This window comes from Streptomyces sp. NPDC005263 (assembly GCF_042872365.1).
Classification (GTDB): Bacteria; Actinomycetota; Actinomycetes; order Streptomycetales; family Streptomycetaceae; genus Streptomyces.
In genome coordinates, this window is record NZ_JBIAKJ010000002.1 from 608,409 (window position 1) to 629,547 (window position 21,139).

Annotated in this window: 15 protein-coding genes and 3 tRNA genes; 8 read left to right on the plus strand and 10 right to left on the minus strand. The window is 71.7% G+C overall.

Annotated elements, in window-relative coordinates; translation table 11 throughout:
* Window positions 1–23: 23 nt before the first annotated feature.
* From ACFYRY_RS10010 to ACFYRY_RS10020, 3 genes are all read left to right on the plus strand, one after another.
* On the plus strand, window positions 24–1,289 hold the full coding sequence (locus ACFYRY_RS10010) for an NAD(P)/FAD-dependent oxidoreductase (protein ID WP_389142062.1): 1,266 nt from the start codon (window positions 24–26) through the stop codon (window positions 1,287–1,289).
* Between the two features lie 46 nt (window positions 1,290–1,335).
* On the plus strand, window positions 1,336–3,240 hold the full coding sequence (dnaG, locus tag ACFYRY_RS10015; protein WP_389142064.1) for a DNA primase: 1,905 nt from the start codon (window positions 1,336–1,338) through the stop codon (window positions 3,238–3,240).
* A 103-nt stretch (window positions 3,241–3,343) separates the two neighbouring features.
* Window positions 3,344–4,657 (plus strand): RNA polymerase sigma factor, encoded by a 1,314-nt coding sequence (locus tag ACFYRY_RS10020; protein ID WP_389142066.1) that lies wholly within the window; start codon window positions 3,344–3,346, stop codon window positions 4,655–4,657.
* Between the two features lie 150 nt (window positions 4,658–4,807).
* Here the strand turns inward: ACFYRY_RS10020 and ACFYRY_RS10025 are convergent, their stop codons facing one another.
* From ACFYRY_RS10025 to ACFYRY_RS10040, 4 genes are all read right to left on the minus strand, one after another.
* A complete protein-coding gene (locus tag ACFYRY_RS10025) occupies window positions 4,808–6,736 on the minus strand; it encodes an ABC transporter ATP-binding protein (protein WP_389142068.1) in 1,929 nt (642 codons plus the stop codon).
* Window positions 6,736–8,469 carry an ABC transporter ATP-binding protein gene (locus tag ACFYRY_RS10030; protein WP_389142070.1) on the minus strand — a complete coding sequence of 578 codons (1,734 nt, stop codon included), beginning with the start codon at window positions 8,467–8,469 and terminating at the stop codon, window positions 6,736–6,738. The genes ACFYRY_RS10025 and ACFYRY_RS10030 overlap by 1 nt, the downstream gene beginning before the upstream one ends.
* 230 nt (window positions 8,470–8,699) lie before the next feature.
* Window positions 8,700–10,154, minus strand: coding sequence for an FGGY-family carbohydrate kinase (locus ACFYRY_RS10035; RefSeq protein WP_389142072.1), 1,455 nt, complete (start codon window positions 10,152–10,154; stop codon window positions 8,700–8,702).
* Between the two features lie 73 nt (window positions 10,155–10,227).
* Entirely contained in the window at window positions 10,228–10,533 is a 306-nt protein-coding gene (locus ACFYRY_RS10040; RefSeq protein ID WP_389142074.1) for a YtxH domain-containing protein, read from the minus strand.
* 158 nt (window positions 10,534–10,691) lie between these two features.
* Here ACFYRY_RS10040 and ACFYRY_RS10045 point away from each other — a divergent pair.
* The 3 genes from ACFYRY_RS10045 to ACFYRY_RS10055 all read left to right on the plus strand — a co-directional run bounded on the left by ACFYRY_RS10045 (window position 10,692) and on the right by ACFYRY_RS10055 (window position 11,093).
* Window positions 10,692–10,764: transfer RNA gene (locus tag ACFYRY_RS10045), tRNA-Asn, on the plus strand.
* Window positions 10,765–10,770: 6 nt separating this feature from the next.
* Window positions 10,771–10,843, plus strand: a tRNA-Asn gene (locus tag ACFYRY_RS10050).
* A 176-nt stretch (window positions 10,844–11,019) separates the two neighbouring features.
* Window positions 11,020–11,093: transfer RNA gene (locus tag ACFYRY_RS10055), tRNA-Ile, on the plus strand.
* 275 nt (window positions 11,094–11,368) lie between these two features.
* Here ACFYRY_RS10055 and ACFYRY_RS10060 read toward each other — a convergent pair.
* From ACFYRY_RS10060 to ACFYRY_RS10070, 3 genes are all read right to left on the minus strand, one after another.
* Window positions 11,369–12,634, minus strand: a complete 1,266-nt coding sequence (locus ACFYRY_RS10060; protein WP_389142076.1) for an alpha/beta fold hydrolase — start codon at window positions 12,632–12,634, stop codon at window positions 11,369–11,371.
* Between the two features lie 122 nt (window positions 12,635–12,756).
* On the minus strand, window positions 12,757–13,416 hold the full coding sequence (locus tag ACFYRY_RS10065; protein ID WP_389142078.1) for a response regulator: 660 nt from the start codon (window positions 13,414–13,416) through the stop codon (window positions 12,757–12,759).
* On the minus strand, window positions 13,401–15,422 hold the full coding sequence (locus ACFYRY_RS10070; protein ID WP_389142080.1) for a histidine kinase: 2,022 nt from the start codon (window positions 15,420–15,422) through the stop codon (window positions 13,401–13,403). The genes ACFYRY_RS10065 and ACFYRY_RS10070 overlap by 16 nt, the downstream gene beginning before the upstream one ends.
* A 270-nt stretch (window positions 15,423–15,692) precedes the next feature.
* Between ACFYRY_RS10070 and ACFYRY_RS10075 the strand changes: the two genes are divergently transcribed.
* Window positions 15,693–16,820, plus strand: coding sequence for a serine hydrolase domain-containing protein (locus ACFYRY_RS10075; RefSeq protein ID WP_389142082.1), 1,128 nt, complete (start codon window positions 15,693–15,695; stop codon window positions 16,818–16,820).
* A 170-nt stretch (window positions 16,821–16,990) separates the two neighbouring features.
* On the opposite strand, the gene ACFYRY_RS10080 is transcribed toward ACFYRY_RS10075, so the two are convergent.
* Window positions 16,991–17,689, minus strand: a complete 699-nt coding sequence (locus tag ACFYRY_RS10080) for a response regulator (protein WP_389142084.1) — start codon at window positions 17,687–17,689, stop codon at window positions 16,991–16,993.
* A complete protein-coding gene (locus tag ACFYRY_RS10085; protein WP_389142086.1) occupies window positions 17,686–18,960 on the minus strand; it encodes a sensor histidine kinase in 1,275 nt (424 codons plus the stop codon). The genes ACFYRY_RS10080 and ACFYRY_RS10085 overlap by 4 nt, the downstream gene beginning before the upstream one ends.
* A gap of 132 nt (window positions 18,961–19,092) precedes the next feature.
* Between ACFYRY_RS10085 and ACFYRY_RS10090 the strand changes: the two genes are divergently transcribed.
* Window positions 19,093–19,659: a class I SAM-dependent methyltransferase gene (locus tag ACFYRY_RS10090; RefSeq protein WP_389142088.1), complete on the plus strand. Its 567-nt coding sequence runs from the start codon at window positions 19,093–19,095 to the stop codon at window positions 19,657–19,659.
* A 255-nt stretch (window positions 19,660–19,914) separates the two neighbouring features.
* On the opposite strand, the gene ACFYRY_RS10095 is transcribed toward ACFYRY_RS10090, so the two are convergent.
* Window positions 19,915–21,093 (minus strand): low temperature requirement protein A, encoded by a 1,179-nt coding sequence (locus ACFYRY_RS10095; protein ID WP_389142090.1) that lies wholly within the window; start codon window positions 21,091–21,093, stop codon window positions 19,915–19,917.
* Window positions 21,094–21,139: the final 46 nt, after the last annotated feature.

The window sequence follows — 21,139 nt, forward strand, 5'->3', positions numbered from 1 at the left end:
GCACGCTTATGAGGAGGCAACAAGTGGTCGACGCGGATCAGACATTCGTCATCGTCGGAGGCGGACTGGCCGGCGCCAAGGCGGCCGAGACGCTCCGAGCGGAGGGCTTCACCGGCCGCGTGATACTGATCTGCGACGAACGCGACCACCCCTACGAGCGCCCGCCGCTGTCCAAGGGCTACCTGCTCGGCAAGGAGGAACGCGGCAGCGTCTTCGTGCACGAACCGGCCTGGTACGCGCGCAACGACATCGAGCTGCACCTCGGCCAGACCGTGGACGCCATCGACCGTAAGGCCAAGACGGTCCGCTTCGGCGAGGACGGCACGCTCGCGCGCTACGACAAGCTGCTCCTCGCCACCGGTGCCGAACCCCGCCGCCTGGACGTCCCCGGCACCGACCTCGCGGGCGTCCACCACCTGCGCCGTCTCGCCCACGCCGAACGCCTCAAGGGCGTCCTGGCCGCCCTGGGCCGGGACAACGGCCACCTCGTGATCGCGGGCGCTGGCTGGATCGGCATGGAGGTCGCGGCGGCGGCCCGGGAGTACGGCGCCGAGGTCACCGTCGTCGAACCCGGGGCGACCCCGCTGCACGGCGTCCTCGGCCCCGAGCTCGGCAACCTCTTCGCCGAACTGCACCGCGAGCACGGCGTCCGCTTCCACTTCGGCGCCCGGCTCACCGAGATCGTCGGCCAGGACGGCATGGTGCTGGCCGTCCGCACCGACGACGGCGAGGAGCACCCCGCGCACGACGTCCTCGCCGCGGTCGGCGCGGCCCCGCGCACCGCACTCGCGGAGGCGGCGGGACTGGAGCTGGCCGTCCGCGCCGACGGCGGCGGCATCGCGGTCGACGCCCGGCTGCGCACCTCCGACCCCGACATCTACGCGGCCGGTGACGTGGCCTCGTTCCACCACTCCCTCTTCGACACCCGGCTGCGCGTCGAACACTGGGCGAACGCCCTCAACGGCGGCCCGGCGGCGGCCCGCGCGATGCTCGGCCGGGACGTCACCTACGACCGGGTGCCCTACTTCTTCTCCGACCAGTACGACATGGGCATGGAGTACTCCGGCTGGGCGCCCCCGGGGTCCTACGACGAAGTGGTGATCCGGGGGGACGCGGGCAAACGTGAGTTCATCGCGTTCTGGGTGAAGGAGAACCGGGTGCTGGCCGGGATGAACGTGAACGTGTGGGACGTCACAGAGCCGATCCAGCAGCTCATCCGCTCCAAGGCACAGGTGGACACCGAGGCGCTGGCGGACCCGCACGTCCCGCTGGACCGTCTGGTCCCGTGAACCGACGGGGCGATCGACTGTCACCCCATCCCCGTAGAATCCATGCGTGGCTGGACGGATCAACGACGAGGACGTGAAGGCGGTACGGGACGCGGTCCCGATCGACGCCGTGGTGTCCGAGTACCTCCAACTGCGCAACGCGGGCGGCGGAAACCTCAAGGGCCTGTGCCCCTTCCACGACGAGAAGTCGCCGTCCTTCCAGGTCAGCCCCAGCAAGGGTTTCTTCCACTGCTTCGGCTGCCAGGAGGGCGGCGACACCATCACGTTCGTGATGAAGGTCGACCACCTCTCCTTCTCCGAGGCCGTCGAGCGCCTCGCCGCCCAGGCCGGCATCACCCTGCGCTACGAGGAGGGCGGCTACAACCCCGCCCACCAGCGCGGTGAGCGGATCCGCCTGGTCGAGGCCCACAAGATCGCCGCCCAGTGGTACATGGAGCAGCTGGCCACCAGCCCGGAGGCCGACACCGGCCGCGCCTTCCTCGCCGAGCGCGGCTTCGACCAGGCCGCCGCGGAGCACTTCTCCGTCGGCTACAGCCCCCAGGGCTGGGACCATCTCACCCGCCACCTCCGCGGCAAGGGCTTCACCGACAAGGAGCTCGTGCTCTCCGGCCTCTCCCAGGAGGGCCGCCGCGGCCCCATCGACCGCTTCCGCGGCCGGCTGATGTGGCCGATCCGCGACATCGGCGGCGAGGTCGTCGGCTTCGGCGCCCGCAAGCTGTACGAGGCGGACAACGGCCCCAAATACCTCAACACGCCCGACACCGCGATCTACCGGAAGTCCCAGGTGCTGTACGGCATCGACCTGGCGAAGAAGGACATCGCCAAGTCCAGCCGCGCGGTGGTGGTCGAGGGCTACACCGACGTCATGGCCTGCCACCTGGCGGGAGTGACCACGGCGATCGCGACCTGCGGCACCGCCTTCGGCGGCGACCACATCAAGATCCTGCGCCGGCTCCTGATGGACAACGGCTCGGCCCGCGTGATCTTCACCTTCGACGGCGACGCGGCCGGCCAGAAGGCCGCCCTGCGCGCCTTCGAGGACGACCAGAAGTTCGCCGCCGAGACGTACATCGCGATCGCCCCCGACAACATGGACCCCTGCGAGCTGCGCCTCGCCAAGGGCGACGAGGCGGTCGCCGACCTGGTGGAACCCCGCACCCCGCTCTTCGAGTTCGCGCTGCGCCAGATCGTCGTCCGCTACGACCTGGACACACCGGCCGGCCGGGCCGCCGCGCTGGACGAGGCCGCCCCCATCGTCGCCCGCATCAAGAACAGCGGCGCCCAGCACGAGGTCGCCGTCCAGCTGGCCGGCATGCTCGGCATCCTCGACACCCAGTTCGTGGTCAAACGCGTGGCGCAGCTGGCCCGTTGGGCCCGCGACCGAGGCGGCCGGGGCCCCGCGCCGACCCGCGGCCCGGGGCAGCAGCAGTACGAGGCCGCCGCCCGCCCCGCCCCGTACGGCGCCGCCCTGAACCTGCGCAACCCGGTCTACGCCACCGAGCGGGAACTGCTCAAACTCGCCCTCCAGCGCCCGGACCTGGTCTCACCCGCCTTCGACGCCTACGGCATCGACGAGTTCACCGCCGCGCCCTACGCGGCGGTACGCGAGGCGATCATGGAATCGGGCGGTGTCGAGTTCGGCGTACCGGACCCCCAGGAGTACCTGGTCCGGGTCCGTGGGACAGCCCCGGACGACGCCGTCCGCGCGATGGTCACCGAGCTGGCCGTCGAGCCCATCATGCGGCGCACGGTGGACGAGGTGTACGCGGGCATGGTGCTGGTCACCGTCCGCCGTCGCGCCGTGGAGCGCCGGATCCGGGACGTCCAGTCCCAGATGGCCCGGCTGGCGGCGGGCGGCGATCCGGCCCAGTCGGCCGCCGTGCAGAACGAGTTGTGGGTGCTCCAGCAGTACGACCAGGCACTACGCGAGCACGGAGCCGCGGCGCTCTGAGGAAACCGCTCGGGCCGGGTCACCGCGCGGTCACGGGCCGGACTCAAAAAGTCACCGCACGCCCCTCGTGGCGGCGATGTGTCGTACTCCACACTGGGTTGCGGTGCCTGAGTCCTCGGAGCGCGACCGATCCGTTCCCAGCGGATCCCACACCCCCGTGGTCGCGCTCATCGCGTACGGGACGGACAGCGGCGAGGCCGTCGACTCCGCCCCCGAAGTACCGCTGCCGCACACCTCAGCAGCGATCATCCTGGAGGTCGCCCCCGTGCAGACCCAGACCCTCACCCAGACCGACATCGGTACTGACGACACGGAACCGGACCCCGAGACCGACGTCCTCGCCGCGGTCCCCCCGCAGAGCCGTGCCGTGCACCATCCCGAGGCGGAGCCGGAGACCCCGGCCGAGCTGGAGGAACCACCCCCGGACGCGGTCGAGAACGCCGAGGCCCCCGAACCGGAACCCGTCGAACCCCCCGAACCGACCCGCGCCAAGGCCGACACCGGCGCGCCCTCCTCGGACCTGTTCCGCCAGTACCTGCGCGAGATCGGACGCATCCCGCTGCTCACCGCGGCGGAGGAGGTCGACCTCGCCCGCAAGGTCGAGGCCGGTCTGTTCGCCGAGGAGAAACTCAGCACCACCCCCAACCTGGACAGCGAACTCGCCCTCGACCTGGACCGGCTCGTCGTCCTGGGCCGGATGGCCAAACGACGACTGATCGAGGCGAACCTGCGGCTGGTCGTCTCGGTCGCCAAACGCTACGTCGGCCGCGGTCTGACCATGCTCGACCTGGTCCAGGAGGGAAACCTGGGCCTGATCCGGGCGGTCGAGAAGTTCGACTACGCCCGCGGCTACAAGTTCTCCACGTACGCCACCTGGTGGATTCGCCAGGCCATGTCCCGCGCCCTCGCCGACCAGGCCCGCACCATCCGCGTCCCGGTCCATGTGGTCGAGCTGATCAACCGGGTGGTCCGCGTCCAGCGCCGGATGCTCCAGGAACGGGGCTACGAACCGACGCCGGAGGAAGTCGCCCACCACCTCGACCTGGCGCCGGAACGCGTCAGCGAGGTCCTGCGGCTGGCCCAGGAGCCGGTCTCCCTGCACGCCCCGGTCGGCGAGGAGGACGACGTCGCCCTCGGCGACCTCATCGAGGACGGCGACGCCACCAGCCCGGTCGAGTCGGCGGCGTTCCTGCTGCTCCGCGTGCACCTGGAGGCGGTCCTCTCCACCCTCGGCGAACGCGAACGCAAGGTCGTCCAACTCCGCTACGGCCTGGCGGACGGCCGCCCGCGCACGCTGGAGGAGATAGGCCGCATCTTCGGCGTGACCCGCGAACGCATCCGCCAGATCGAGTCGAAGACCCTCAACAAACTCCGCGACCACGCTTTCGCCGACCAACTCCGGGGCTACCTGGACTGAGGAACCGGCCCACCCGGACCGGGGCGGGCGATGCCGCCCCGTTTCCCCAGCCCCTCCGGCTTTCCCCAGCCCCTCCGGCGTTTGAGGAGCGGGGGCCTGGGGGCAGAGCCCCCAGGTACGGGACGGGTAGGGGCGGCGGGGGCGAAAACGCTAGTCCACCTCGGCCACCGCCTGCGCGAACTGCGCCTTGTACAACCGCGCATACGCCCCGTCCGCCGCCAGCAGATCCGTGTGCGCGCCCTGCTCGACGATCGCCCCGTTCTCCATCACCAGGATCGTGTCCGCGTCCCGGATCGTCGACAGCCGGTGCGCGATCACGAACGACGTACGCCCGTGCGCCAGTTTCGCCATCGCCTTCTGGATCAGCACCTCGGTGCGGGTGTCGACGGAACTCGTCGCCTCGTCGAGGACCAGGATCACCGGGTCGGACAGGAACGCCCGCGCGATGGTGATGAGCTGCTTCTCACCGGCGCTGACCCCGCTGCCCTCGTCGTCGATCACGGTGTCGTAGCCGTCGGGCAGCGTCCGCACGAACCGGTCCGCGTGGGCCGCCCGCGCCGCCTCCTCGACCTCCCCGCGGGTGACCTCCCGCGAGGCGCCGTACGCGATGTTCTCGGCGATCGTGCCGCCGAACAGCCAGGTGTCCTGGAGCACCATCCCGATCCCGGCGCGCAGTTCGTCCCGGGACATCCTCGCGATGTCGACGCCGTCGAGGGTGATCCGCCCGCCGGAGACGTCGTAGAACCGCATGAGCAGGTTGACCAGCGTGGTCTTGCCCGCTCCCGTCGGCCCCACGATCGCGACCGTGTGTCCGGGCTCCACCGTCAGCGACAGATCCTCGATGAGCGGCTTCTCGGGGGCGTACCGGAACGACACGTGCTCCAGCGCCACCCGACCGCGCAGTTCCTCCGGCCGCACGCCCGGCACCGGCTCCGCGTCCTGCTCCTCCGCGTCCAGGAGTTCGAAGACCCGCTCGGCGGAGGCGACACCCGACTGCACCAGGTTCGCCATCGACGCGACCTGCGTCAGCGGCATCGAGAACTGCCGCGAGTACTGGATGAAGGCCTGCACGTCACCGATGGACAGCGTGCCGGTGGCGACCCGCAGCCCGCCGACGACCGCGACCAGCACATAGTTCAGGTTGGACACGAACATCATCAGCGGCTGCATGACCCCGCTGTTGAACTGCGCCTTGAACCCGGCCTCGTACAACGCGTCGTTCTGCTCGGCGAACCGCTCGGCCGACTCGTCCTGTCGCCCGAACACCTTCACCAGGGTGTGCCCGGTGTACATCTCCTCGATGTGCGCGTTGAGCTTGCCGGTGGTGCGCCACTGCTGCACGAAGTGCGGCTGCGACCGCTTGCCCACCCGGGTGGCCACCACGAACGACAGCGGCACGGTGACCAGCGCGACCAGCGCCAGCAGCCACGACACCCAGAACATCATCACCAGCACGCCGATGATGGTGAGCACCGAGTTGATCAGCTGGCCCATCGACTGTTGGAGCGTCTGCCCGATGTTGTCGATGTCGTTGGTGGCCCGGCTGAGCACCTCACCGCGCTGCCGCTTGTCGAAGTACGACAGCGGCAGCCGCGACAGCTTCGTCTGCACGTCCTCGCGCATCCGGTACATGGTCCGGTTGACCGCCCGGTTCACCAGCCGGGTGGCCACCGCCATCAGCAGACCGGCGATGACGAACACGGTCAGCGCGATCAGCAGCACCTCCCCGACGGCACCGAAGTCGATGCCCTTGCCGGGGGTGAAGTCGGTGCTGCGGAGCATGTCGGCGACGGAGCCCTCGCCCCGCTCCCGCATGGACCGAAGGACCTCCTCCTTGGTGGCCCCGGCCGGCATCTGCCGCCCGATGATGCCCGAGAAGACCAGGTCGGTGGCCTTGCCGAGGATCTTCGGCCCCACCACCGACAGGCCGACGCTGACCACCACGCACATCAGCAGCGCGTAGATCGTCAGCCGTTCGGGCTTGAACTGGCCGATCAGCCGTTTGCCCGACCCCTTGAAGTCCATCGAGTGCTGGTCGGGACCCGCCCCCGCCATCATCCGTGTCGCCGCCCCCGCCATCAGGCAGCCTCCGCTTCCGTCAGTTGGGAGAGCACGATCTCCCGGTAGGTCTCGTTGTCCGCCATCAGTTCGTGGTGGGTGCCGGTGCCGACGACCCGGCCCTCGTCGAGGACGACGATCCGGTCGGCGTCCCGGATGGTCGCCACCCGCTGGGCGACGATCACCACGGTCGCCTCGGCGGTCTCCCGGGCGAGAGCCGCCCGCAGAGCCGCGTCGGTGGCGTAGTCGAGCGCGGAGAAGGAGTCGTCGAAGAGGTAGATCTCCGGCCGTTGCACCAGGGTGCGGGCGATCGCGAGCCGCTGCCGCTGACCGCCGGAGACATTGGTCCCGCCCTGCGCGATCGGCGCGTCCAGCCCGCCCTCCAGCCGCTCGACGAAGCTCTTGGCCTGCGCCACCTCCAGCGCGTGCCACAGTTCCTCGTCGGTGGCGTCCGGATGGCCGTAGCGCAGGTTCGTGGCCACCGTGCCGCCGAACAGGTACGGCTTCTGCGGCACCATCCCGACCGTCTTCGCCAGCAGCCGCGGCTCGATGGCCGCCACGCTCACCCCGTCGACGAGCACCTCCCCGTCGGTCGCGTCGAACAGCCTCGGTACCAGCCCCAGCAGCGTGGACTTGCCGCTGCCGGTGGAGCCGATCACGGCGGTCGTCTCACCGGGCAGCGCCACCAGGTCGATCGACTTGAGCACCGGCTCCTCGGCCCCCGGGTAGTGGAAGCCCGCGCCGCGGATCTCCAGATGGCCGTGCCGGCGCAGTTCCCTGACCGGGGCCTTCGGCGGCACCACGCTGGACGAGGTGTCCAGGACCTCCGCGATGCGTTCGGCGCACACCTCCGCGCGCGGCACCATCATGAACATGAAGGTGGCCATCATCACGGACATCACGATCTGCATCAGGTAGGAGAGGAACGCGGTCAGATCGCCGATCTGCATGGCGCCGCTGTCGATGCGGTGCGCGCCGAACCACACCACGGCGATCGACGAGAGGTTCACCACCGTCATCACGATGGGGAACATCAGCGCCAGCAGGCGGCCGGTACCCAACGACATCTCGGTCAGGTCGGTGTTGGCCTTCCGGAAGCGCTGCTGCTCGTACTCGTCCCGCACGAACGCGCGGATGACCCGGTTGCCGGTGATCTGCTCGCGCAGCACCCGGTTCACCGTGTCCAGACGCACCTGCATGGATCGGAACAGCGGGCGCAGCTTGCGGATGATCAGCGTCACACTGATGCCCATCACCGGTACGACCGCTACCAGCACCCCGGACAGCGGTACGTCCAGACCGAGCGCCAGCACGATCCCGCCCACGCACATGATGGGCGCCGACACCATCAGCGTGAACGTCATCAGGGCCAGCATCTGGACCTGCTGCACGTCATTGGTCGTACGGGTGATCAGCGAGGGCGCGCCGAACTGGCCGACCTCGCGGGCCGAGAAGGACTGCACCCGGTCGAAGACGGCGGCCCGGACGTCCCGGCCCATCGCGGAGGCGGTCCGGGCGCCGTAGTACACGGCACCGATGTTGCACACGACCTGCACCAGCGAGACGCCGATCATCAGGGCGCCGAAGGACAGGATGTAGCCGGTGTCGCCCTTCACCACGCCGTCGTCGATGATGTCCGCGTTCAGCGTGGGCAGGTAGAGGGTGGCGCAGGTCTGCAGGAACTGCAGCAGCACCAGCAAGGTGATGGGTTTTCTGTAGGGCCTGAGATGGGCCCGCAGAAGTCGTATGAGCACGCTGTGTCTCTCGGAGTCGACGGTGGGGCGGCGATGGTTTGGTTGCCCCTGGCCCCTATCGTCGGACACTCCACCCGCGTTACCTCAACCGAATTAAGCCGACGTGGTGTCCCGTTCGGCTCTACGGGGGCTCCTCCTACCGGTTTCTTACCTTCCGCCACGGCGCGTCCGATGGATCTCGGAGGCCGCGGAGACCCTCTGAAGGGTCCTGGAGACCCATCTGAAGGGTCCTATGTCCGGAAGACCCCCGGATGCGTCTGCTCCCGCACCGACACGAACTGCTGCCGCACCGCCTGCCCCACCGCCAGTTCCTCACCGGGGTCCAGCACCTGCGCGGCCGCGCCCTGCCAGGCCGGCGGGGTGCGCGGATCGAGCGTGCCCTGCGACACCCCGAGCGACCAGGCGGCCTGCCGGGCGGCACCGATCGCCGCGTAGTCGGCGGGCTGCGGCACCACGACCTGCGTCCCGAACAGGGCGGGCGCCGAGGCCTGCACGGCGGACAGCTCGGCGGCCTGCCCGAGCAGGAAGATCCGCCGCACCTCCACACCACGGCCGCGCAGCACGTCGAGCGCGTCCGCGAGTCCGCACAGCATGCCCTCGAACGCGGCCCGCGCCAGATGCTCCGGCTTCATCGACTCGCGCCTGAGGCCCGACAGCGTCCCGGCGGCGTGCGGCAGGTTCGGGGTGCGCTCACCCTCCAGATAGGGCAGCAGCACCAGCCCGTGGGCCCCCGGAGTCGACTTCATCGCCAGATCCGACAGGCTCTCCAGGTCGGAGACCCCGAGCATCTCGGCGGCCCCGCGCAGGGTCCGTACGGCGTTCAGGGTGGTGACGACGGGCAGGTGCATGCCGGTCGCGTCGGCCAGGGAGGTGATCATCCCGGTGTTGTCGACGAGCGCCTCGGGGTGGACGGCCATCACGGACCCGGAAGCCCCCAGCGACACCACGGCGTCCCCGAACCCCAGGCCCAGCCCGAAGGCGGCGGCCATGGTCTCCCCGGTCCCGGCGGAGATCAGCAGCCCCTCCGGTGTCGTACCGGCCGCGTCGGCGGGACCGATCACCTCGGGCAGCATCGCCTGGTGGCCGAGCGCCAGCTCGACCAGGTCGGGCCGGTAGCCGCCGGTGGCCGCCGACCAGTACCCGGTACCGGAGGCACCGCCCCGGTCGGTGGTCCTGCGCACCGGCCGGCCGAGCAGCTGCCACACCAGCCAGTCGTGCGCCTGCAGGAGGACGGCGCAGCGTCTGGCGTTGTCCGGCTCGGTCCTGTTCAGCCAGCGCAGCTTGGTCACCGGCTGCGCGGCCTGCGGAACACAGCCCACCGCCTGTGCCCACGCCTCGCGTCCGCCGAGCGCGTCGATCAGATCGGCCGCCGCGACCTGCGCCCGCTTGTCCCCGCCGACCATCGCCGGCCGCACCGTGTTGCCCTGGGAGTCCAGCGGCACCACGGCGTTCTGCTGCGCGGACACGCCGATGGCCTGCACGCCTTCCAGGAGACCGCCACCGGCGGCTTCACCGAGGGACAGCAGCCAGGCCTGCGGATCGACGTCGGCAGGCCGCCCTCCGCCCTCGGCGTTCTCCACCGGATGCGGCGCATACCCCTGCCTGAGCACGGCACCGGTGTCCGTGTCGCAGACGACGATACGAGTGAAATCGGGTGAACTGTCCAACCCGGCGACTATCCCCATGGCCAAAATTCTGCCGCACTGTGAGCGCTGTCGCTGCCGGGCCGCAGGGGTGGACCCGTTCCACGGGTGTTCCTCAGGTGCTGCTGGTACCCCAGTCGTCCGCGCCGGAGCCGTCCGCGTTGCGTTCGCGCAGGGATCGCACCCGCTGTGCCACCGAGTCCGGAACCCGGTCGCCGACCTTGTCGCTCACCACGTGGTACGCCTTCCCCGCGAACTGCCGGCCCTGCTGTGCGGCGGACTCGGCGGTGTTGCGGACGGCGGGGTTCTGCGAGACCTGGAGTGCGGACTTCTTCAACTGCTCGTAGCGCTCGCGCCCGGCCTTCGTGCCCAGGACGTAACCCAGAGCGAGCCCGACGACGAACGTGAGCCGGTAGCGCATGGCGGCCACCCTTCCCTTGTGTGTTCCTAGGCCTGGTGTCGGTGCCGGAGGGGAACCGATTGGCGGAGCACCCCCCTGCTTGCGCTAATGTATGTGTCGCAGCGAGCGCCCGCCCCCTGGCGAATACCCAGGGAGTTACGTTCGATGCAACGAGGCAATCCTCCGTAGCTCAATTGGCAGAGCAGCCGGCTGTTAACCGGCAGGTTACTGGTTCGAGTCCAGTCGGGGGAGCTTCGATCTTCCGTAGCTCAATTGGCAGAGCAGCCGGCTGTTAACCGGCAGGTTACTGGTTCGAGTCCAGTCGGGAGAGCAGCGTGAAGAGGGCCCCGGAGGGGTCCTTTTTCATGTCCGGCGGAACCGTGCGCGACGCGGCGCGGTCCTCAAGGACGTGCACGCCGGGCGAAGTCGACCATCCGAAGCAGGAGATCGTATGAGCGGCTATGCTGCGGCAGACGGCGCGCACACATGTGCGCGACACGCCGTTATGGGGCGGTAGCTCAGCCGGTTAGAGCAGCGGACTCATAATCCGTCGGCCGTGGGTTCGAGTCCCACCCGCCCCACCTGTGCAGGTCTCTGACCTGCGGAAACGTTCCCTTTTGGGTGTCGGATCGTCAACTTTGCCTGCACGGACAGCAGGCGTCAGGCCGTCGCCGTGGAAGCGAGAGGGTCGAAGGCTGGTCGCGCAGAACAGCGAGGTCGGTCATGGCCTCGCCGCCGTCGGCGAGCATCACCCCCCGGCCGGTCGCGACCCGTCCGGGATCGTGCCCAGCTCCGCGTGGCCGCAGCCGGCGCAGTGCGTCGGTGAACGCGCAGGCTGGACAATCCGGCACCGGACTCAGCCGATGCCCGTCGGTAGCGGTTCGTCCAGGAGGAAGGTGCGCAGCAGTGCGGTGTAGCGGCCGGGCTGTTCGCCCGAGATGGAGTGTCCGGCTCCTTTGACGGTCACCAACTCGGAGCCCGCGAGTGTGTGTTGGTACTCGGCGGTCACAGCGGGCTTGATGAAGTCGCACTCCCCTCGCATGATCAGAGAGGGGACGCGCAGGGTGCGCAGACGGGGCCGGGGGTCGGGGAGCTGCTCGAAGTCCCTGACGGTCATCTGGTTGCTGTAGAAGCCCTGAGGGTTGTCGTGCGCCGTGGTGGGCGAAGCGCCCTCGCACGAGGTGCTGTCTTTTCCCTGGAGGGCGACCTCGTGCATCCAGTGGTCGACCTCGTGGTCGCCGACCAGCGCGTGCGCCGCGCCCGGGTTGATCTGGAGGAGCAGGCTCGCCGCGATGACGCGAGGTGCGCTGTTCAGCCGGTCGAGCCGTACCTGCTGTGCGGGGGAGAGGCGGCTCCAGGGTTCCCCGGCCTTGGGGCCGGGGTATTGACGGCCCCACAGCGCGCCCGGCGAGGTGAAGACCGCTTTGGCGACGTGCTCGCCATGGGCGGCCAGGTACTGGGCGGTGAGCGATCCGCCCCAGGACTGGCCGACCAGGATGATCCGGTCGGCGCCGAGCGTGCGCCGGATCGCTTCCAGGTCGGCGACCTGGCGGGCGACGGTGTATCCGGTGACGTCCCGCAGCCGGGTGGAGCGGCCGGCGCCGAGCTGGTCGTAGGAGTAGACGTCGAAGCCGTCCGCCGCGAGTTCACGGCCCCCGGTGGGGACGCCCTCGCCGGGGGTGCCCGGACCGCCGTGCAGGAAGATCACCGGGGTCGGTCTGGCCTTGCCTGTGGCGGGGGCGTGGACGTAGGCGATGCGTGAACCGGTCGGCAGATCCCAGAACCGCACGCCGGGCGGGGCGGGGGCGGCCGTCGTGGTGGGCATCGGATGGAGGACGGTGACGGCGGCGAGGACGGCGACGGCCGCGGTCAGGCCGACCGTGAAGAACGCGGACGCCCGCAGGGCCGGGCGGCGGGCGAGGCCGAACAGGGCGAACGCCGCCCGGCCCAGCAGCCCGCCGGCCAGGGCGCCGCAGACGAGGCCGACGATGACCAGGACCGGCACGCTCGCGGTGACGAACGCCGCGGCGAGGAAACCGGCCACCGCCACGGCGGGGGTCAGCAAGAGAGCCAGGAGCAGCAGGACACCGCCGGCCGCACGGTGGGGAAGTATGCGTGACATGTCTTCGAGGCTAGGAAGCCGACGCGGGCGATCCGTCCAGCTCAGGGACGGTCCCGCCGCGTCTGAGGGCCGCCCTGCGGCGGGGGTCACCCCCCACCTCACGGCGGGGTGCCGGATTCACCTCACGGCACGCTGCCGGGCCGGATCAGCCCCGTCTCGTACGCGGCGATCGTCGCCTGCACCCGGTCGCGTACGCCGAGTTTGCCGAGGAGGACGGAGACGTGGTCCTTCACGGTGGGCGGACTCACCCCCAGCACCGCCGCGATCTCCGCGTTGGACAGCCCCCGCGCGACCTGCCGCAGCACCTCCGTCTCGCGCGGGGTGAGCAGGTCGAGCCGGGCCGGGTCGAGCGGACCGGGCTCGTCCGCGAACCGGTCGATCAGCCTGCGGGTCACCGCCGGATCGAGCAGCGCGGCGCCCCCGTGGACCACCCGTACCGCGTCGATCACCCGCTCCGGCTCGGTGTCCTTGAGCAGGAAACCGGCGGCCCCGGCGCGCAGCGCGGCGAACAGGTAGTCGTCGAGACCGAAGGTGGTGAGTACCAGAACACGGGTCCCGGGGCTGCGTTCGGTGATCGCGGCGGTCGCCGCGAGCCCGCCGATCCCCGGCATGCGGACATCCATCAGCGCGACGTCCGGCCGCGCCGACAGCGCGAGTTCGACCGCCGTGTCGCCGTCCGCGGCCTGCCCGACGACGCACAGGTCGGGTTCCGCGTCGAGGATCGCCGCGATCCCGGCCCGTACGACGGCCTGGTCGTCCGCGACGGTCACTCTGATCGCCATGGGAACGCCTCCGGAAGCCACACGCGTACCGCACCGCGGCCGGTCGTCGAGAGGGTACCGCCGGCGGCGTCCGCGAGGGCGCGCAGCCGCCGCTCCACCGCGGGAACGGCGGGTGCCGGACCGGAGACCTCCACGCCGTCGGGGAGCGTGCGCACGGTGAGGGTGACGCCCACGGCCATGAGCGCGGAGGCGGTCCGGTACGCGAAGACCTCCACGGCGGCGGGCAGCGGACGGCGTGCTCCGACGTGCCGGACGACGCCGCCGTAGCGCGCGGCCAGCGCGGTGATCCCCGAGACGGTGGGCGGAGGGGCGTCGTCCGCGTCACCTGCGTCGTCCCCTGTTCGCAGCCCCGACAACAGGTCCCGCAGAGCGGTCAGTCCGGCGCGGGCCTCGTCTCGCACGGCCCGCAGATCCCCTTCCTCCGCTGCGGCGACGACCGCCCGCGCGTGCCGGAGTGCTGTGTCCCGCAGCGCGGTGGCGAACAGCAGACGCTGCGCGGACACCGCCGCGTCGGCGTCCCCGTCGAGCAGGACCCGCCGCCGGGCGTCCGCGGCCCGCAGCCGCTCATGCCGCCGGGCGGTCCGGCGCCCCCACGACCAGACGGCGAGGGCGGGGAGGGCCAGCATGCCCGCCAGTACGGCCCAGGCCGCCGTCCGGCTGCCGGTGATGCCGCTGCCGCTTGCCAGCGCGAGCCCGCCCACGGCGGCCACGGCGAGCGGCGCGCACAGGCCTCGGCGCCACGGCAGACGCACTCCGACGCTGTGGACGAGCGTCAGCTCGACCCACCCGTACACCAGGAAGATGTCGCTCACCGGCGGCTGGGTCCAGCCCGCCCGGTCGCAGGCCCACCACAGCAGCAGCGCCGACAGCACCGCCGTGAGCGCGCGGCCGGGCGCCCGTGAGCGCCAGGCCAGCGGCACGGCGTGCAGCCCCGACAGCACGACGGTCACCAGTGCGGGCAGCAGGCCGCCGAACGGAGCCGGTACGTCGGCCGACAGCAGGCTCGCACCGAGCGACAGCGCGATCGCCAGGGCCACCAGCGCGTAGTCGAGCGCGGCCGTCCCACGCCACAGAGGCCACCGGCGGAGGGGAAGAACCGTCGCCGCCGGCAGCGCGGCCCGCACGCTCCAGCCCGCTCCCTCACCATGAGGTCCGGCGCGGAACGTCCCGCCCGTCGCGGTGACCGTGGCCGCCAGTCCCGCGAGACCGCGCCCGGTCCCGAGGCCCGGCTCGACGGCCGTACCGCCGTCGTCCGTGACGGTGACGACGAACAGGTGATCGCCGCCGGCCCGTACGGGCTCGTCCCGGTCGTCCGTCGGCTCGATCCGGACGCGCACGGTCGCGCCCGCGGCGTACCGGGCCGCGTTGGTCAAGGCCTCCCGGACGACCCGGTACGCCGCTTCCGTGCTGCCCGCCGGTGCCTTGCCGACCGTGCGCCGGTAGTCCACCGCGTGCGCGGCGGCCAGCGCGTCGACCTCGGTGAAGCCGGCCGCGGTCGCGTCCAGCCCGGTGAGGCGCTCCAGTTCGCGGACGGCCTCCCGGCCCGCCTCGTCGGCGTGGCGCAGCGCGTCACCGGTCCGTTCCCGGTCGGCGAGCCTGAGCGCGGCGCCCGCGGCCACCACGATCCCGGTCAGCCGATGCGCGGCCACGTCGTGCAGCTCCGCCGCCAGCCGGTCCCGTTCCGCCAGCGCCGCGAACAGCGGGACCGCCGCCGTACCGGCCTCGTAGTCCGCCCGCGCGGACCGGCGGGCCGACCGGTACCGGCGGGAGCGGCCCGTCGCCCAGACGACCGCCACCACCCCACCGGCCGTCAGCGCGACCCCTGCCACATAGTGCGGCGGTTCACCGCGTACGGCGGGGATCGCGGCGACGGCCAGCGTGAGCACGACGGCTCCCGTGAGGGACGAACCCGCGGTCCTGCGTACGGCCAGCAGATGGACCGTGATCAGCGCGCACACCGCCGCGACGAGGGCGAGGACCCACACGTGCCCCGCGAAGCCGTTCACCGCACCACACCGACGACGGGCGACCGCTCGACGCTCCCCATTCCGGCAGGCTAACCCGGCTGCCGCCGTGCCCGACCGAAACGGCGAAGCCAGGGGGACCCCTGATCCCGGCCTCGGGGTGGCCGGACCGTTGTTCGGGGAAATCCCCTCGTCCCCCGGGTGGATTCGTCGTACCGGCGTGGACGGGCACCATCGTCCACGCCGACGGAGATCTCAGGGAACAGCGAGGGAGGGAGAACCATGAGGGGCTCACGATTAGGGACATTGGCGATGCTGACGGCGTGCGCGCTGGTTTCCACGGCGGGCGGCGCGGTCGCCGCACCACCTGCCGTGGTGCCGGACGGAACCGCGTTGCGGGCGGCGCTGGACCGGGTGACGGCAACCGGAGCGATCGGCGCGGTCGCCGAGGTCCGGCAGGGCGACGCCGTATGGCGCGGCAGCAGCGGCAAGTCCAGGATCGGCGGCCGGCAACCGGCCCCCGGCGACGGCCGATTCCGCGCCGGAAGCGTCACCAAGACGTTCACCGCCACCGTGGTGCTCCAACTGGTGGGCGAGGGGCGACTGCGCCTGTCCGACACCGCCGAGCGGTGGCTCCCCGGACTCGTCCCCGCCCCCGGAGGCGACCGGATCACGGTCCGGGACCTGCTCCAGCACGCCAGCGGCCTGCCCGAGTACACCGACGGCCTGCTCGACGGCGACGCCCCGCGTGACCGCTTCCACACCTGGACCCCGGCCGAGCTGGTCCGACGGGCCGTCAAGGACGGCGACCGGGACCGCCCTCTGCTGTTCCCGCCGGGCACCGATCACCACTACTCCAACACGGACTACATCGTGCTCGGCATGATCGTCGAAAAGGTCACCGGCCGTTCGTACCGCACCGAGATCGACCAGCGCGTCATCCGGCCCCTCGGACTCCGGGACACCCGTCTGCCGGGCTCCTCTCCCTTCATCACCGGGCCCCACTCCCACGGCTACGAACCGGTGGAGAAAGCGGACGGGACACTCGTCGCGGTCGACTACACCACCGTCAACATGTCCGTCGCCGGCGCCGCGGGCGAGGTCATCTCCACCACCGCCGACCTCGACCGCTTCTTCCGCACCCTGCTCGGCGGCGGTCTCCTGCGCCCGGCCGAGCTGCGCGAGATGACCGCCGACCCCAGCGGCGGCGGCTGGGGCCTGGGCCTGGAGATCGCCACGCTCCCCTGCGGCACGATCGTGGGCCACGGCGGCGGCACCCCCGGCTACCGCACCATCTCCTTCCACACGCTCGACGGCACCCGCCAGGTCACCGTGGACTGGACCGACTGGGGCACCGACGCCGGCGCCGACCCTGCGGCCCTCGCCCTGATGACCGCCGCCCTGTGCCCCTCTGACACCCGGTCCGCCACGGTGTCCTGACGCGGAGGGCGGGACTTCCGCGCCGACGCTGCACGGCATCGTCTGCCGGGTCGGCGCGCCGGCCACCCGCCGGCTGCTGGACCCTGGCGCAGGGCAGGAACGCGGGACCCACCAACAGTAGTTCGGGAACCACGGCGACATGGGCGGCCTGGCGCTCTGCCCGTCGCTGTTCAGTCCCCGGCCCGTATCAGCCCGCTCTCGTAGGCGAAGATCACCGCGTGGACGCGGTCGCGGAGGCCGAGTTTGGTCAGGATGCGGCCGAGGTGGGTCTTGACGGTCGTCTCCCCGACGAAGAGACGGCCGGCGATCTCGCCGTTGGCCAGCCCCCGGGCGACCAGGGCGAGGACTTCCCGTTCCCGGTCGGTGAGCGCGGCCAGGCGGCTGCGCTGGGCCGGCACGGGCGCGGGGGAGTCCCGGACGAAGCGTTCGACCAGGCGCCGGGTGAGTGAGGGAGCCACCATGACGTCGCCCCGCAGCACCGCCCGGACGGTCACCAGGATCTCCTCGGCGGGGGCGTCCTTGACGAGGAAGCCGTTCGCACCGGCCCGCAGGGCCGCGTAGGCGTACTCGTCGAGGTCGAAGGTGGTGACGACGAGGATCTTGGGCCCATGGGGCTGCGCGCAGAGGTGTTCGGTCGCGGCCAGCCCGTCCAGACCGGGCATGCGTACGTCCATCAGGACGAGGTCCGGTTCCAGGGCGGCCACGCCCGTGATCGCCGCGTGGCCGTCGGCGGCCTCGCCCACCACGGTGAGGTCGGGCTGGCTGTCGACGACCATGCGCAGTCCCATCCGGATCAGTTCCTGGTCGTCGCAGATCAGCACCCGGGACGATGCCGGAGCGGGAGTCGGGGTCGGGGTCGGGCCGGTCACGGGGTCGCCGCGCTGGACTCGGGCCGAGTGGGACGCAGGGTCGCGGTGACCCGGTAGCCCCCGTCGGGTGTGGGTCCGGCGTCGACGCTCCCGCCGTACAGGGCGGTGCGTTCGCGCATGCCGGTGAGTCCGTGACCGGAGGAGAGCGGTGGGGCGGGGTGCTCCGGGACGGTTCCCCGTCCGGCTCCGGCCGAGTTCTCGACCCGGACGCGGACCAGCCGCCCGGGCCCGTCGGAACCGGTGTCGACCCGTACGAGGATCGTGGCGTTCGGCGGCGCGTGCTTGACGATGTTGGTGAGCGCCTCCTGCACGATGCGGTACGTCTGCGCGGTGAGATCCGCCGGGAGGCCGACCCGCTCTCCACGCAGGTCCAGCCGGGCGCGCGTGCCGTTCGTGTTGAGGCGCCCGACCAGCCGCCGAAGATCGGCCGCGAGGGACTCGGCGGCCCGACCGTCATCGAGGCCGGGGCCCGGGCCACCGGTGGGGACGTCCGTGTCGGGGGTGCGCAGCACGTCCAGCAGCCGGCGCAGTTCGTCCAGGGCCTCGCGGCCGGTCGCGCTGATGACGCCGAGGGTGCGGTCGACGACCGTGGGGTCGGCGTGCCGCATCAGCCTGCCGCCCTCGGCGTTCAGCACCATCACGCTCACGCTGTGCGCGAGGACGTCGTGGATCTCGCGGGCGATGCGCGCCCGTTCCTCGGCGACGGCGACCCGGGCCAGGGCGAGTCGCTCCGATTCGGCGAGCGCGGCCCGCCGCTCGAACTCGGCGGCATAGGCGTGCCGGGCACGGACGTACTCGCCGAACACCCAGGCTCCGGCCAGCAGGAGCCCCACCGCGAGCGGGGTGAGCCAGGCGCCGCGGGCGCCCGGGCCTCCGTAGTCCCGTTGCCAGGCGGGGATCCACAGCGCTACGCAGCCGGCGGTACAGATCACCGTCGCCGCGGCGGCGCGGCGCAGGCCGCGTACCGTGAGGGTGGCCAGGACCGCGGCCAGGGCGACGGCACCGCGTCCCGGTTCCTGTCCCCACACCTGTCCGAGGTACTGCGCCCAGAACGCGGCCGTCACCAGGGCCGCGACCAGCACCGGCCGGTGGCGGCGCCACAGCAGGGGCAGCACCAGCGCCACGTACACGACCGCCTGTACCCAGACGGGGCGCCAGCCCGGCTGCGGGCGGATCCCCGGGGGCACGGCCACCAGCACGACCAGCAGCAGGTCCGTCAGCCACGGATGTCCACGCCGCAGGCGTGGCAGGGTCTCGATCAGCCGTTGCACCGCCTCACGCTACGGCCGGGGCCCGCTCCCCGGCATCGTCCTGGCGGGCGTCACGGGGTCCTCCCGCAGTCGTACGGACACCGGCCGGGGATACGACGTGCGGCCACCCCGGGCGCTTCCAGCATGGCCGGCATGGCGATCACCACCGAGTTCCTCAGACGGCCCCTCATGACCGGTGCCGTGGCGGCCAGCTCACGGCGGCTGGCGTACGCGATGACCGAGGGCATCGGCTTGGAGCGGGCCCGACTCGTCGCCGAACTCGGCCCGGGGACCGGGGTGTTCACCGACGCGATCCTCGCCCGGCTCGCACCCGACGCACGGCTCGTCGCGGTCGAGCTCAACCCGGTGCTCGCGGCCCGGCTGTCGGCCACTCGGCGCGACACTCGGCTGACCGTGGTCCAGGACACGGCCGCCGACCTGGCCGCCGTGGTCGGCGAACCGGTCGACGCCGTGGTCTCCGGGCTGCCGTGGACGGTCATGCCGCAGGACCGGCGCGGGCACATCCTGGACGCCGTGGCCGAAGTCCTCGCGCCCGGCGGCCAGTTCACCACCTTCGCCTATCTGCACGCGGCCTGGACCCCGCCCGCCCGTCACTTCACCGCCGAACTCGCCTGCCGCTTCGACCGGCTCGAGCGCTCGAAGGCGGTGTGGGCGAACCTCCCGCCCGCTTTCGTGCACCGGGCCACCCAGAGGCCATGACCGCGACCTGGAGGATCGGCGAGCGGGACGCGAACATCCGCGCGGCGATGGGGCGGAGGTTGCCAGTCCAACGCGCCGTCCGGGGAGCCCTGGCAGTTCGTCACCTGAGACGAGGACGACGCCCTGCGGCAGAAGGCGGTACTTCTGTCAGCCTGCCCCGTTCAGCTCAAGTTCTTGACCTGGCACGGCCGGTCTCACCGAACGGCCTGCCGATGTTCCCCGCCGACGGGCAGGCCGCCCCGCGGGCGCCGTAGGTCAGGTGTTCCTGTCGGCGACCAGGGGGCCTGAGGGGATGGGCGTCGCACGCGCGTCCCGCGCCGACCGGCGCTCTTCGAACACGGCCAGGGCGACGACGGTCGCGGCGGCGATGACGGCCGACAGGTACGCCGGGGCCGTCGTCGTGGCGGCGCAGCCGATGACCAGAGCGGACAGCGCGAGCAGCCGTGACCAGAGCAGGTCGTCGAACAGGGTTGCCCCGTGCCATGCCTGCGGGACGAGGTAGAGGGCCGGCCCGCCGAACAACAGCAAGTTCGTGGTGATACCGGCGTGTTCCAGGGGATGGGCGATGACGCGTTCATCGGCCACGGCCACGGCGATCAACCCGGCTACCGAGGCCATGAGGCTGATGACGCCGCTGCGTGCGGCCCGCATCGGGTCCTCGGTCCTCTGGAAGTGGCGTACGACGCGCTCGGAGCGGCTGAAGAACAGCCAGAACAGCGCGACCGTGCCGGTGAGTGCCACACCGCTGGTCAGCAGGGTCATCGGCTCGTACGGGGCCGCGGTGAGCGCGGTGCCGGTGGTCATGACCGTCTCACCCAACGCGATGATCACGAACAGGCGTCCGCGCTCCAGCAGGTGCCCACCGGCGAAGCCGACCTGCCGCGACTGCAGACGGCGGCCGGGCAGCGGATGTGCCGTCCAGGTGCCCGCCAACTCGATCGTCAGCGCCGCGGCCCACCATGCCAGCCGCGCGCCGCCGTCGACCGCCGCGCCGGTCAGCCACAGGGGCGCGGCCGCGACGAACCAGACCAGCACGCGAACGAAATGCTCCTGGTTGACCTCGTCGAGGCCCACCCCGAGCAGCCATACCGTCCGGCCGAGGTGAATCAGCAGGAACGTGACGACGAAGACCCACCCGGCGTCACCGAAGGCTCGCGGGATCGCGGCGTTCATGAACAGCCCGACGAGCGTGACCGCCAGCAGCATCCGCCGGGTCCGCGGGTCCTCGGCCGGGACGAGGGTGACCGCCCACGCGGTGTACGCCCACGCCGCGTAGACCGCGAGGTAGAGGACGAGGGTCTGGGCGGCGCCGGTCCACGTCGGGTGTGCCAGCAGCTGATGCGACAGCTGGCCGATCGCGAAGACGTAGACAAGGTCGAAGAACAACTCCAGCGGCGTGACCTCGCGGCGCGCCGGATCGCTGGTCGACTCCACGATGGGCTCCTCGTTCGGGGAGGCGTTCCGACTCCCGTGATGTCGG

Excerpts from the sequence above, each read along its gene's own strand:
- ACFYRY_RS10060 (WP_389142076.1), bottom strand. The coding sequence starts at position 12,634 with ATGTCACGCATACTTCCCCACCGTGCGGCCGGCGGTGTCCTGCTGCTC.
- ACFYRY_RS10035 (WP_389142072.1), bottom strand. The coding sequence starts at position 10,154 with ATGGGGATAGTCGCCGGGTTGGACAGTTCACCCGATTTCACTCGTATC.
- ACFYRY_RS10075 (WP_389142082.1), top strand. The coding sequence starts at position 15,693 with ATGCTGACGGCGTGCGCGCTGGTTTCCACGGCGGGCGGCGCGGTCGCC.
- ACFYRY_RS10040 (WP_389142074.1), bottom strand. The coding sequence starts at position 10,533 with ATGCGCTACCGGCTCACGTTCGTCGTCGGGCTCGCTCTGGGTTACGTC.
- ACFYRY_RS10025 (WP_389142068.1), bottom strand. The coding sequence starts at position 6,736 with ATGGCGGGGGCGGCGACACGGATGATGGCGGGGGCGGGTCCCGACCAG.
- ACFYRY_RS10090 (WP_389142088.1), top strand. The coding sequence starts at position 19,093 with ATGGCGATCACCACCGAGTTCCTCAGACGGCCCCTCATGACCGGTGCC.
- ACFYRY_RS10065 (WP_389142078.1), bottom strand. The coding sequence starts at position 13,416 with ATGGCGATCAGAGTGACCGTCGCGGACGACCAGGCCGTCGTACGGGCC.